A 12,466-nucleotide genomic window follows, 5' to 3' on the forward strand; every position below is an offset into this window, starting at 1 on the left:
GGCGACGTTACTCACGTCGCCGTTTTTATAGACACAAAATAACTAACCAATAAAGAGAACGCTATTTTTATTACAGCAGTTATCTATAGGGTGAACCATTAGAAACTGTATTGAACACCAACGCGGTAGCGAGTTTGACGCTCGTCAGTTGTTGTGCTGCCAACAACGTTGCCGACTTCAGCATAAGGCGTCCAGTTTTTATCATATTTATACGCTAATTTAACGTTATGAGTCAGACCATAGTTGTCGCTGTCGGCGATGTAACCAACAGAGCCAGCTTTAGTTTTCTTATCGTATTCAAATTCGTACTCAACCACAAAGTTCGCTGGCAGTTTATAACCCAACGTACTGGTAATGGTATAGCCTTTAACATCAGTAGGATTCGTAGAACCAATTTGATTGCTTCTGCGCAGGTAAGATGCACGGTAGCGTAAGCCATAGTACAGGGAGTCGGTGATGTTTGCCGTGCCTTTAATATATGGACGATAGTTATTATCGTTTGATGAAGAAACCATGTTCAAGCCAGTTTCCAAACCAAAGGTTTTATCAAATTTGTACAGGTAGCTGGCGGTGACTTCAGTACCATTGCTGACGGTTTCGTTATAGGGTTTATTTGGGGTCTTGTCGCTGTCAGATTGTCCAAATTTGGCTTCCATGGACAGACCGAAGCCGTTGTCAAAACGGTGAGACATCAGCAGGCGATCTTTATGATCGTTCTTTGCCGTGTCTTTCATTTCATGGCGATAGTCAATCGTCACAGCCATGGAGCTTAAGCTGATTAAGGAAGTTACCACCATCGTCAATATTTTAACTTTCATTTTATTATCCCAAGTCAAAGAGAATTATTATTTAAAAACGCGCTGCCACTTTTGTTCAGCGGTTTTATTTTATTTATTATTTCTTACAGTAATGTGAACAAGATCGTTAAAAAGGAAAAATTTTGAATGATCTTATTTATGTGATTTTCTTCGTGTTTTATTGGCGGGATTTATGCAGTTTAAAAAATAAATAGTTACTTGGTTTATTTCTTTGTGGTGGGGGTTAATGATTATTTCAATTTGAAAACATTTATTACAATTATAGGGAGTTAGACATTAAATAATAATTGCGAATATTTCATGTCAATTAAATAAGAAATAATTTGAAACACTATTAGTGCGCGCGATAGAACTTGCGTTAAGTATCTATCGCGCGCCTGAAAAGCGCTATGAACGCGTAGCGGCTTTCATTTCACTTACAAAGGTGTGTAACTCTGACAGCATGACGTCAGGCTGGTTCAGATTTTTTTCGATAATCCGCACGATCGCCGAGCCAGAAATGGCACCCGCTGCGCCTGATGCTAATGTTTCCCGCACTTGAGCCGGATCGGAAATGCCAAATCCTTGCAGCGGAGGAGCGGCATGATACTCGTTCAGTTTGGCTACCAAATGGTTCAGCGGCAGTTGGGCGCGTTTTTCTGTCCCGGTTACGCCCGCGCGTGACACTAAATAGGTGTAGCCACGGCCATAGGATGCGATCTCGCGCAATAACTCATCGTCGGCATTGGGCGGGCAGATAAAAATAGGGGCAATGCCATGCCGCAGCGCAGCCGTACGGAAAGGAGCTGATTCTTCTACCGGAACATCTGCGACTAACACCGAGTCAACACCAACCTGTGCGCAGCGCTGATAGAATTCATCAATACCGTTGCTGAAGACCAAATTGGCATATATCAGCAGGCCAATCGGGATTTCCGGGTATTTCTGGCGAATCGTCGCCAGCATTTCGAAGCACTGGCCGGGTGTGACGCCAGCGGCAAAGGCGCGCAGGTTGGCATCCTGAATGGTTGGACCATCCGCCAGCGGGTCAGAGAAGGGCACACCCAGCTCCAGCGCATCGGCACCCGCGGCAATGAGCGTATCGATAATTTTCAGGGATTGCTCGGGAGACGGATCGCCCAGCGTCACAAACGGAACGAATGCGCCTTCCTTTTTCTCCGACAGGCGAGTAAACAGTTGTTGATAACGCTCCATTACATTTCTCCCCGATCTTTCAAAATATCGTGCACGGTAAAGATGTCTTTATCACCACGGCCAGACAGGTTGACCACCAGCAGTTGCTCTTTCTCTGGCTCCGCTTTAATCATCTTCAACGCGTGCGCCAGCGCGTGGGAGGATTCCAGCGCGGGGATAATCCCTTCGCTGCGGCAGAGCGTTTTGAAGGCATCCAACGCTTCGTCATCGGTAATCGAGACATAGTCAGCGCGACCGATGCTGTTCAGGTAGGCGTGCTGCGGACCTACCGATGGGAAATCCAGCCCGGCGGAAATCGAGTAGGATTCTTCAATTTGTCCGTCGGACGTTTGCATCATCGGGGACTTCATGCCGAAATAGATACCGAGACGACCGTGTTTTAACGGTGCGCCGTGCTGCCCGGATTCAATGCCTAAACCGCCAGGCTCAATGCCGATCAGCCTGACACTGGTATCGTCGATGAAATCAGCAAACATCCCAATCGCGTTAGAGCCACCGCCGACGCAGGCCAATACCGCATCCGGCAAGCGACCTTCTTTTTCCAGAATCTGGGCTTTCGTCTCTTCGCCAATCATGCGTTGAAACTCGCGCACGATCGTCGGGTAAGGGTGCGGGCCTGCCGCCGTTCCCAGAAGATAGTGTGCGGTCTCATAGCTGCCAGACCAGTCACGCAACGCTTCGTTACAGGCATCTTTCAGCGTAGAAGAACCGCTGTGAACAGGAATGACTTCTGCCCCCATCAGGCGCATACGGAAGACGTTTGGTGACTGGCGCTCAACGTCCTTTGCTCCCATATAAACGCGGCATTTCAGGCCGAGAAGGGCGCAAGCCAGCGCTGTCGCGACACCGTGTTGGCCTGCACCGGTTTCAGCGATGATTTCGCTTTTACCCATGCGCTTCGCCAGCAATGCCTGTCCGAGTACCTGATTGGTTTTGTGCGCGCCGCCGTGTAGCAGGTCTTCGCGTTTCAGGTACAGCTTGGTTTTCGTCCCAGCAGTCAGGTTTTGACACAGGGTTAGCGCCGTTGGGCGACCCGCATAGTTTTTCAGCAGATCGGTAAATTCGGCTTGAAAGTCAGGATCTTTTTGTGCGCTGACGAAAGCCTCTTCCAGCTGGCGTAACGCTGGGATGAGAATCTGCGGAACAAATTGTCCGCCGAATTCACCGAAGTAAGGGTTGAGTAATGTCATAATGTTCCCGTCTATTTTAGTGTTGCGGCTGACGTAGCGTCGCAAAAACCGCAGCAATTTTCTGTGAGTCTTTTTTTCCCGGCTCGCTTTCGACCCCGGAATTAAAATCCAGCCCTGCGCAACCTTGCTGTGCTGCCAGCGCGCAGTTATCACTATTCAGGCCGCCGGCCAATAGCACGTTATCCAATGATTGGTTTGCCAGCAGCGACCAGTTGAAGGTTTTCCCGCTGCCGCCCTGACCGTTGTCGAACACGTAGCGATCGACATGGACGAGATCGCGCGCTGGCAGCGTATCTGCGATGCTCAGTGCTTTCCAAATCTGGCAAGCCGCAGGTAATTGCTGACGTAGCTGGTTGATCGTCTGTTGATCCTCATCACCGTGCAGTTGAACGGCCGCTAACCCTAACTGCGTCGTGATAGCAACAATGTGTTCGACGGGCGCATTGCGGAAAACACCGACATAGCGCAGTGGAGCGCCAGTCATCACGTCAGTGGCTTGTTTGGCATCAACGTAGCGTGGGGAACTGGCGACGAAGATTAAACCGCCGTAGAGCGCACCTGCTTGATAGGCGGCCTGTGCATCTTCTGCGCGCGTCAGGCCGCAGACCTTGTTTTCTCCCAAAATAACGCGGCGTACCGCGCCGTTCAGATCCGGCTCGGACATTAGCGAACTGCCGATCAGGAATCCCTGAGCAAAAGCGCTGAGTTCACGAATCTGCGCATGGCGATTGATGCCGGATTCACTGATTACGGTGACGCCAGCAGGCAGACGCGGGGCGAGCGTTCGGGTGCGATTGAGATCAATGGAGAGGTCGCGCAGGTCGCGGTTGTTGATCCCGACGACGCGCGCTTCCAATTGAATGGCCCGCTGTAACTCTTCTTCATTACTGACTTCCGTCAACACGCCTAGCTTCAGGCTGTGCGCCACGTCGGCCAGTTGCTGGTATTGCTCGTTGTCCAGCACAGACAGCATCAGCAGGATGGCATCGGCCTGATAGTAGCGAGCCAGATAGATCTGGTAAGGCGAAATAATAAAGTCTTTGCACAACACCGGCTGGTGCACCGCCGCACTGACTTGCGGCAGAAAGGCAAAGTCGCCCTGAAAATATTTCTCGTCGGTCAAAACAGAAATAGCGGACGCGTAATCTTTATAGACCTGGGCAATGGCTACCGGGTCGAAATCGTCGCGAATCAATCCTTTTGATGGTGACGCTTTTTTGCATTCCAGAATAAACGCGGGCTTATCCTGTTTCAGCGCCTGATAAAAGTCACGCTGACTGGGCACGATTTCATGCTGAAAAGAGGCCAGTGGCTGTGCTTTCTCTCTCTCGGCAACCCAGAGCGCCTTATCGCGCACAATTTTATGTAATACGGTTTCCTGCATGGTTCCATTATCCTCTGGCGGACAGGGCGATAACGCGCTGATAAGCCTGTCCACTATGAATGACTTCAAGCGCCTGTTGCGCATTTTGGCGCAAATTTTCTTGTCCGAATAATCTCAGGAGCAACGCAACATTGGCGGCAACCGCAGCAGCGTGCGCGCGTTCACCTTTACCTTGTAGCAGTGACGCGAGAATGTCACGGTTTTCTTCTGGCGTACCGCCTTGTAAAGCGGACAGCGGATACGCATCCAGACCAAAATCGCGGTGCGTCAGTTCGTAGGTTTCAATCTCGCCATTGTGTAATTCGGCAACCTGTGTCGGTGCATGAATGGCGACTTCATCCATCCCGCCGCCGTGTACGACAGCGGCACGCTGGTAGCCCAGCACTTTCAGCGTTTCGGCGATAGGGCGAACCAACTCTGGGCTATACACGCCAATCAGCGCCAATGGCGGACGAGCAGGGTTAACCAACGGTCCCAGCACGTTGAAGACCGTGCGGGTTTTCAACTGCTGACGCACTGGCATCGCATGGCGGAAACCCAGATGATATTGCGGAGCAAACAGGAAACACACCCCCAGGTCGTCCAGCGCCTGGCGTGAATCCTGCGCGCTCATATCCAGCTTAATACCGAAAGCAGAGAGCAAATCGGAGGAACCGGAGCGACTGGATACGCTGCGGTTGCCGTGCTTGGCGATTTTCAGGCCGCAACTGGCGGCGACGAAAGCGCTGGCAGTTGAAATGTTAATGCTGTTGGTGCCGTCACCGCCTGTGCCAACGATGTCGGCAAATAAATAGTCAGGGCGGGGGAAAGGTTGCGCATCGGCCAGTAAGGCCGTGGCGGCACCGGCGATCTCGTCGGGATGCTCGCCGCGCACTTTCATGCTAATCAACGCCGCTGCCAGTTGGCTGGCTTCCAGCTCACCGCGAATAATGGCACCAAACAGCGCCTGACTTTCCTGACGGCTGATGTTGTCCGCGCGGTACAATTTTTCCAGTATATTTTGCATGGTGGCGACATCCTGAACAGAAAACGGTTGTGTAGAAGACAGTTGCATCATCGTATCCCTCGTTAAGCCAGCGCCCAGTCCAACGTTTGTTCCAGCAGTCGTGCACCGTGCGTGGTCAGGATTGACTCCGGATGGAATTGGAAACCGCAGACGCGATCGGCGTCGTTACGCACGGCCATCACCATCGTGTTGAAGTGCGCGTTGACGGTCAGCGTAGAAGGAATACGGCTGCCGACCAGCGAGTGGTAGCGAGCGACCGGTAACGGGTGCGGCAAACCGCTAAACATACCGCTGGCATCGTGGTCGATGGCCGACGCTTTGCCGTGCAGGATTTCACCTGCCTGACCAACATGGCCGCCATAGGCTTCCACAATGGCCTGATGGCCGAGGCAAATACCAATAATCGGCAACTGACCGCGCAGACGTTGCAGCAGTTCCGGCATGCAGCCTGCTTCGGCTGGGGTACCGGGGCCGGGGGAAAGCATAAGAATCGGTTTTTCCATTTGCTGTAACCGCGCGATGATGACATCGGCAGGCAGATGGTTGCGGTAAATCACGACCTGATGACCGCTGGCACGCAGTTGATCCACCAGGTTGTAGGTGAATGAGTCGATATTATCGAGCAGCAGAATGTCGGCCATCAGAAGATCTCCTTTGCATGGTGCGCGCTGGCAATCGCGCGCAGTACGGCTCGCGCTTTATTACGCGTTTCGTCGGCTTCAGCCTGAGGGTTGGAATCCAGCACCACGCCTGCACCTGCCTGAACGGTGGCAATGCCGTCTTCGACATAGGCGGAGCGAATAACGATGCAGGTATCCAGATCGCCGTGTGCAGTGAAGTAACCCACTGCGCCGCCGTAGCTGCCGCGACGGGTTTTCTCACTTTCGGCAATCAACTGCATTGCCCGAACTTTCGGTGCACCGCTCAACGTGCCCATATTCATGCAGGCGCGGTAGGCGTGCAGCACATCCAGATCTTCACGTAATGTTCCCACCACACGAGAAACCAGATGCATGACAAAGGAATAACGGTCAACTTTGGTCAAGTCAGCAACGTAACGGCTGCCCGGCTGGCAGATGCGCGCCAGATCGTTACGGGCTAAATCCACCAACATCAGATGTTCTGCCAGCTCTTTATGGTCGGTACGCATTTCCAGCTCAATACGGCTATCGAGGTCGCGATCCAATGAGCCATCGGCGCGACGACCGCGCGGACGGGTGCCGGCAATCGGGTAGATTTCGATTTGGCGACTGTCGGCATCGTATTTCAGCGAGCTTTCCGGCGAGGCGCCGAACAGCGTGAAATCCTGATCCTGCATGTAAAACATGTAAGGGCTGGGGTTATTGTCTTTCAGCGTTTGGTAAGCTGCCAGGGGGGAAGGGCACGGCAGAGAGAAACGGCGCGACGGCACGACCTGAAAAATTTCACCGATGCGGATGGCTTCCTGCATTTGGCTGACAACCTCGCCGAAGGCTTCATCGCTCTGATTGCAGCTCAGCGTCATCGTCTCGATAGACTGGCGCGGCAGCGCGGGTGCGGGCTGAGTCAGCTGGAATTGCAGCTGTTCCAGACGCTGTTGCAGACGCTGCTTTTCGCTGTGGTTTGGCGTAAACAGGCTGGCTTGCAGTGAGGTCACGCGTTTTTGGTGATCGAGTACCAGCAGTGTTTCTGCCAGATAGAAACAAAAGTCCGGGCAGCGTTGTTGCTGGCTCAGCGCGGGTAACGCTTCGAATCCAGCCACCAGATCGTAGGCGAACAGGCCACCGAGGAACATCGCTTCACGTTCGTCTGCCGGGCAGGCAACCAGCGTCAAAATCTGGCGTAAAGCATCAAAGACCGACAGCGAACGCAGACGAGCGTCTTCATCCTGCATGACGTCTGCTTGTGGGAAGGTGAGTTCACGACCGTTCGGACGCGGCTGATTAATAATCTCTGCCGGCAGTGCGGCATCCAAAAGCGGCAGGAGGCTGGCGCCGTTTGCCGTTAATGCCTGAATGGAAACGAGTGGGCCCAGTGCCGTGATACGCAGCGCGCTATCAACGATTAACAGGCTTTTCAGGTTTTCCTTGCTGTCGATTTCAGCTGACTCTAACAGCAACGTTGCAGGTCTGGCACCGCAGAGCTGATGGAAGATGGCGCTAGGGTCGTTACGGTAAACGGCCTCGGTACGCAGCAGTTCCAGTGTAGGTTGTGTTGTTTGCATTCTTGCTACCCGTTTTAATGTTGTGCCCATCAAATAAAAAGCCCGCTGAGTTAAGCGGGCCTGGGAATATCTGCATGTGTGATAACAGCGATGCGTGATTAGTCCACCCGCGAGAGGGAAGAGCGCCACCAACCATGCTTCATCATTTTCTGCGTTACCATTATCATCATCTCGCGGTTTGGGTTCGAATTACTGTACTGAGCTTGCGTACTAGTTAACTGGTTCGGTGATAAAATGTCAACACCTTCAATAGGATTATTTTATTACTCAGTAAACGGTGGACATTACCATTTGCTTCCTATTAATGGCATCATGCGACTTTCGTATGATTTTTGTTAATGGATAGGCTTGTGCCAGAAGATTCCCAACCGATATCGTCATTCCCACTTTACGATCTGCATAGCCACACCACGGCATCTGATGGCGTTTTAACGCCAACAGCGCTTGTTCAGCGGGCGGTAGACATGCGGGTGAGCGTGCTGGCTATAACCGATCACGACACGACCAGCGGGCTTGAAGAGGCACAGCACGCGATTGCCCAGCAGGGGTTACCGCTGAGACTGATTCCCGGCGTGGAGATTTCCACCCTGTGGGAAAATCATGAGATCCATATCGTCGGACTCGGAATGGATATTGCGCATCCGGCGTTAACCGCGTTGCTGCAACAGCAGGCGGAATGTCGGCAGAACCGGGCGGAGCAAATTGCGGTTCGGCTGGAAAAAGCCCGCATTCCCGATGCGCTGTCCGGCGCACGGCGTCTGGCGACGGGAGGACAGATTACGCGGGCGCACTTTGCGCGTTATCTCATTGAGCTGGGTATTGCGGCCAATATGAATCAGGTGTTTAAAAAATACCTGGCGAAAGGTAAAACGGGGTACGTGCCGCCGCAGTGGTGCACCATCCCGCAGGCCCTCGACGCGATTCATCAATCCGGCGGCGTGTCGGTGCTGGCGCATCCGGGGCGCTATGATCTGACGGCCAAGTGGCTAAAGCGCCTGCTCGCCACGTTTGCGGAAAACGGCGGGATGGCGATGGAAGTGGCGCAATGCCAACAGGCACCGGATGAACGGACGCAACTGGGTCGCTATGCGCGAGATTTCAACCTGATGGCATCACAAGGATCGGATTTCCACCTGCCGTGTGCCTGGATCGAACTGGGTCGCAAGCTGTGGCTGCCTGCCGATGTCGAGCCAGTCTGGCACCATCCGTTACTGGCAGATTCGCCGCGTATCATGGCGTAATGCCATCGCGAACCTATGAAATAACAATCTTTTACCTTCGACACGTTCTATAATAACCCTATTGCACGATGACGCGGGTTGAAATGTGCAACGCCGCGAAATGTCAGACGTATGAGGTAGGGTCATGAGTCAGTTTTTCTATATTCACCCGCAGAACCCGCAGCCGCGATTGATCAACCAATCGGTGGAATTTCTGCATAAAGGCGGAGTGATTGTTTATCCAACGGATTCCGGTTATGCGTTGGGCTGCATGCTGGGTGAAAAGAGTGCGCTGGAACGTATCTGTCGGATTCGCGATCTCGGTAGCGATCATAACTTTACGCTAATGTGCCGCGATCTGTCCGAACTCTCGACGTATGCCCACGTTGATAACACGGCGTTCCGGTTGATTAAAAATAATACGCCAGGCAATTACACCTTTATTCTGAAAGCGACGAAAGAGGTTCCCCGTCGCTTAATGAATGAAAAACGTAAAACTATCGGCCTGCGCGTGCCGTCCAATCCTATCGCGCTGGAACTGCTGGCCGCGTTGAATGAACCCTTGATGTCGACAACGCTGATGTTGCCGGGAAATGATTTCGCCGAGTCCGATCCCGAAGAAATTCAGGAAAGATTGGGAAAACAGGTGGATTTGATTATTCACGGTGGCTCGCTGGGTCAACAGCCGACAACGGTTATCGACCTGACTGAATCCGCACCGCGCGTTGCCCGCGAAGGCACTGGCGATGTCACGCCATTCTTATAGAAGACGCTGCGACAGGTTGTAACAATGGGAATACAAATGGCGCGAAGATCGGTATAATCGCGCCAGCATTGAATACAATGAACGATTTTTACGTACACACTATTTTTACGTACATTCAATTTTTACGTAACGGCTGAATTTTATCAGCAGTTATGACTCCCCCCGACGCCTGGGAAGGCGACACTAGAGGTTGCTCAATGAGCGAAAAGTTACAAAAAGTTCTGGCGCGCGCCGGACATGGCTCACGCCGCGAAATTGAAGGTATCATTCAGGCTGGACGTGTCAGCGTTGACGGTAAGGTTGCTACACTGGGCGACCGCGTTGAAGTGACGAAAGCCACCAGAATCCGTATTGATGGCCATGTGGTTACCGTTAAGGAAACCGAAGAAACTGTGTGCCGCGTCTTGGTGTACTACAAACCGGAAGGTGAACTGTGCACCCGTAACGATCCTGATGGGCGTCCGACGGTGTTTGACCGCCTGCCGAGAATTCAGGGCTCTCGTTGGGTCGCGGTAGGGCGTCTCGACGTGAATACCTCCGGCCTGCTGCTGTTCACGACCGACGGTGAGTTAGCCAACCGCCTGATGCACCCAAGCCGCGAGGTTGAACGTGAATACGCCGTGCGGGTCTTCGGCGAAATTGATGACGAAAAGATCAAGCAACTGAGCAAAGGCGTACAGTTGGAAGACGGCCCGGCGTCGTTCCGTACTATCCGCTATCAGGGTGGCGAAGGTCTGAACCAGTGGTATAACGTCACGCTGACGGAAGGGCGCAACCGTGAAGTTCGCCGCCTGTGGGAAGCGGTTGGCGTGCAGGTTAGCCGCCTGATTCGCGTGCGCTACGGCGATATTACGCTGCCGAAAGGTCTGCCGCGCGGTGGCTGGGCTGAGATGCCTCTGGAACAGCTGAATTATCTGCGTGAGCTGGTGCAGCTTCCGGCTGAGACGGTATCGAAACTGCCGGTTGAACGTGAACGCCGTCGGGTGAAAGCGAACCAGATCCGTCGTGCAGTAAAACGCCACAGCCAGATTAGTACCGCTCCGGCACGTCGTACGTCGCCAAAGCCGAAGCGCAACGGCTAATCGTATTAGCCCCATGCCTCACGGGCAGCTTTCGCTGCCCGTTTTCATTTCGCTACATTTCTTTTCTCGTGATAGTGGCTTTACCAGTCAATCCCCTGCTGTGCCTGAATCCCGCTATCAAACGCATGTTTTACCGGGCGCATTTCCGTCACGGTATCGGCCATTTCCAGTAAGTCACGATGACAGCCGCGGCCAGTAATGATGACCGTCTGTCCGGCAGGACGCTGCTTTAATGCAGTGACAACGTCACTTAAATCCAGATAATCATAGCTAAGCATATACGTCAGTTCGTCCAACACGACGAGATCGAGTTGTGAATCGGCCAGCATTCGTTTGCCATGTTGCCAGACACGCTGTGCGGCTTCCGTATCTGTCTGGCGGTTCTGCGTCTCCCAGGTGAAGCCTGTCGCCATGACCTGAAATTCCACACCGTGCTGTTGCAGCAGGTTCTTCTCACCGTTTGGCCATTCGCCTTTGATAAACTGGATCACGCCCGCGCGTAATCCGTGACCTATTGCCCGCGTGACGGTGCCGAATGCGGCTGTCGTCTTGCCTTTCCCATTGCCAGTGAAAACGATCAGGATACCGCGCGTTTCATTCGCGGCGGCAATACGGGCGTCGACCTTTTCTTTCAGTCGCTGCTGACGCTGCTGGTGGCGTTCATCGCTCATCGTGCGTGTTCTTCTCTATTATTCGGCTGGACCGGCTTTTCTGCCTGGCTGTGCGTCAAAACTCATCCCCGTCTTGCGGCGGCTGTCATCGCCCATCAGGTAGAGATACAACGGCATAATATCTGCTGGTGTTTTCAGTCTCATCGGATCTTCGCTGGGGAATGCCGATGCACGCATTGCCGTACGCGTTCCGCCGGGATTGATACAGTTCACGCGTAGATTTTGTGAACGGTATTCTTCTGCCAGTACCTGCATCAGGCCTTCTGTCGCAAATTTGGATACGGAGTAGGCTCCCCAGCCAGCGCGGCCTTCGCGGCCTACGCTGGAACTGGTGAAAACCAGAGACGCGCAAGGTGATTTCAGTAACAGAGGCAGCAGTGCCTGTGTCAGCATAAAGGTGGCGTTGACGTTGACCTGCATTACCTGATGCCAGATCTCTGGCGTTTGCTCTGTGACAGGCGCGATCTCCCCGAGCAGTCCGGCGTTGTGGAGAACACCGTCCAGATGTGGCACAACCTGCGCCAGTTCGTCAGCCAGTTGAAAGCACTGCGCGGAAGATAGGGTCAGCATATCGCAGACGACCACGTGTGCTGATGTACCGTGTTCCTGCTCGATCTGCTGTTTAACCACCTGAAGTTTGCTTTCTGTGCGCCCCAACAAGATGACATGTGCGCCGTGACGGGCATAGGTCAGGGCGGCTTCCCGGCCAATGCCGTCGCCAGCACCGGTCACCAGAATGATGCGGTTTTGCAGTAAATCGATTTTAGGCTGGTAATGCACAATGAATTCCTCTTGTCGTGGCACAAAACCGCCACGCTTCAGATAATAGACCTGCCATCATGTATCGGCACGGCGAAGCCAACTGTGTCGGGCTGCGCCGCTCGGAACGCCAGATGACGGCGCATTCGGCAGGATGAATGGGGGTGTTATGC

General features: G+C 53.2%; 10 protein-coding genes, 2 pseudogenes and 1 other annotated feature. Of the genes and pseudogenes, 3 read left to right on the forward strand and 9 right to left on the reverse strand.

The window, feature by feature from the left end:
- Window positions 1–98: 98 nt before the first annotated feature.
- The 7 genes and pseudogenes from NAL19_RS10270 to NAL19_RS10295 form a co-directional block, all read right to left on the reverse strand.
- A complete protein-coding gene (locus NAL19_RS10270) occupies window positions 99–818 on the reverse strand; it encodes an oligogalacturonate-specific porin KdgM family protein (RefSeq protein WP_225088054.1) in 720 nt (239 codons plus the stop codon).
- Between the two features lie 387 nt (window positions 819–1,205).
- Window positions 1,206–2,012 carry a tryptophan synthase subunit alpha gene (gene trpA, locus NAL19_RS10275; RefSeq protein ID WP_263059602.1) on the reverse strand — a complete coding sequence of 269 codons (807 nt, stop codon included), beginning with the start codon at window positions 2,010–2,012 and terminating at the stop codon, window positions 1,206–1,208.
- Window positions 2,012–3,205: a tryptophan synthase subunit beta gene (trpB, locus tag NAL19_RS10280; protein ID WP_225088150.1), complete on the reverse strand. Its 1,194-nt coding sequence runs from the start codon at window positions 3,203–3,205 to the stop codon at window positions 2,012–2,014. The genes trpA and trpB overlap by 1 nt, the downstream gene beginning before the upstream one ends.
- Window positions 3,206–3,218: 13 nt before the next feature.
- Window positions 3,219–4,586: a bifunctional indole-3-glycerol-phosphate synthase TrpC/phosphoribosylanthranilate isomerase TrpF gene (gene trpCF / locus NAL19_RS10285; protein ID WP_225088056.1), complete on the reverse strand. Its 1,368-nt coding sequence runs from the start codon at window positions 4,584–4,586 to the stop codon at window positions 3,219–3,221.
- 7 nt (window positions 4,587–4,593) lie between these two features.
- Window positions 4,594–5,595, reverse strand: a pseudogene (gene trpD, locus NAL19_RS21820) (anthranilate phosphoribosyltransferase); the annotation flags it as partial.
- Between the two features lie 62 nt (window positions 5,596–5,657).
- A pseudogene (locus NAL19_RS21825) lies at window positions 5,658–6,233 on the reverse strand (glutamine amidotransferase-related protein); the annotation flags it as partial.
- Window positions 6,233–7,795: an anthranilate synthase component 1 gene (locus tag NAL19_RS10295; protein ID WP_225088057.1), complete on the reverse strand. Its 1,563-nt coding sequence runs from the start codon at window positions 7,793–7,795 to the stop codon at window positions 6,233–6,235. The gene NAL19_RS10295 and the pseudogene NAL19_RS21825, both read right to left, overlap by 1 nt.
- Window positions 7,796–7,827: 32 nt before the next feature.
- Window positions 7,828–7,932: a sequence feature (Trp leader region), on the reverse strand.
- 201 nt (window positions 7,933–8,133) lie between these two features.
- On the opposite strand from NAL19_RS10295, the gene rnm reads away from it, so the two are divergent.
- The 3 genes from rnm to rluB all read left to right on the forward strand — a co-directional run bounded on the left by rnm (window position 8,134) and on the right by rluB (window position 10,863).
- On the forward strand, window positions 8,134–9,036 hold the full coding sequence (gene rnm, locus NAL19_RS10300) for an RNase RNM (RefSeq protein ID WP_263059603.1): 903 nt from the start codon (window positions 8,134–8,136) through the stop codon (window positions 9,034–9,036).
- A gap of 124 nt (window positions 9,037–9,160) precedes the next feature.
- Window positions 9,161–9,781, forward strand: coding sequence for an L-threonylcarbamoyladenylate synthase (locus tag NAL19_RS10305; RefSeq protein ID WP_225088059.1), 621 nt, complete (start codon window positions 9,161–9,163; stop codon window positions 9,779–9,781).
- Between the two features lie 197 nt (window positions 9,782–9,978).
- A complete protein-coding gene (rluB, locus tag NAL19_RS10310; RefSeq protein ID WP_263059604.1) occupies window positions 9,979–10,863 on the forward strand; it encodes a 23S rRNA pseudouridine(2605) synthase RluB in 885 nt (294 codons plus the stop codon).
- 80 nt (window positions 10,864–10,943) lie between these two features.
- On the opposite strand, the gene cobO is transcribed toward rluB, so the two are convergent.
- Together cobO and NAL19_RS10320 are read right to left on the reverse strand one after the other, a co-directional pair.
- The gene (gene cobO / locus NAL19_RS10315; protein WP_225088061.1) at window positions 10,944–11,534 is read right to left on the reverse strand and encodes a cob(I)yrinic acid a,c-diamide adenosyltransferase; all 591 of its coding nucleotides are present in this window, start codon (window positions 11,532–11,534) and stop codon (window positions 10,944–10,946) included.
- Window positions 11,535–11,552: 18 nt separating this feature from the next.
- Window positions 11,553–12,314 (reverse strand): YciK family oxidoreductase, encoded by a 762-nt coding sequence (locus NAL19_RS10320; protein WP_263059695.1) that lies wholly within the window; start codon window positions 12,312–12,314, stop codon window positions 11,553–11,555.
- Between the last annotated feature and the right edge of the window lie 152 nt (window positions 12,315–12,466).

Origin of the sequence: Pectobacterium sp. F1-1 (genome assembly GCF_025643735.1) — a bacterium.
In the GTDB taxonomy this organism is placed as follows: Bacteria; Pseudomonadota; Gammaproteobacteria; order Enterobacterales; family Enterobacteriaceae; genus Pectobacterium; species Pectobacterium colocasium.

What these genes read in the sequence shown, in the direction of transcription:
- cobO (WP_225088061.1), bottom strand. Translation starts at nt 11,534, where the DNA reads ATGAGCGATGAACGCCACCAGCAGCGTCAGCAGCGACTGAAAGAAAAG.
- trpA (WP_263059602.1), bottom strand. Translation starts at nt 2,012, where the DNA reads ATGGAGCGTTATCAACAACTGTTTACTCGCCTGTCGGAGAAAAAGGAA.
- trpCF (WP_225088056.1), bottom strand. Translation starts at nt 4,586, where the DNA reads ATGCAGGAAACCGTATTACATAAAATTGTGCGCGATAAGGCGCTCTGG.
- rluB (WP_263059604.1), top strand. Translation starts at nt 9,979, where the DNA reads ATGAGCGAAAAGTTACAAAAAGTTCTGGCGCGCGCCGGACATGGCTCA.
- NAL19_RS10295 (WP_225088057.1), bottom strand. Translation starts at nt 7,795, where the DNA reads ATGCAAACAACACAACCTACACTGGAACTGCTGCGTACCGAGGCCGTT.
- NAL19_RS10305 (WP_225088059.1), top strand. Translation starts at nt 9,161, where the DNA reads ATGAGTCAGTTTTTCTATATTCACCCGCAGAACCCGCAGCCGCGATTG.
- NAL19_RS10270 (WP_225088054.1), bottom strand. Translation starts at nt 818, where the DNA reads ATGAAAGTTAAAATATTGACGATGGTGGTAACTTCCTTAATCAGCTTA.
- rnm (WP_263059603.1), top strand. Translation starts at nt 8,134, where the DNA reads ATGGATAGGCTTGTGCCAGAAGATTCCCAACCGATATCGTCATTCCCA.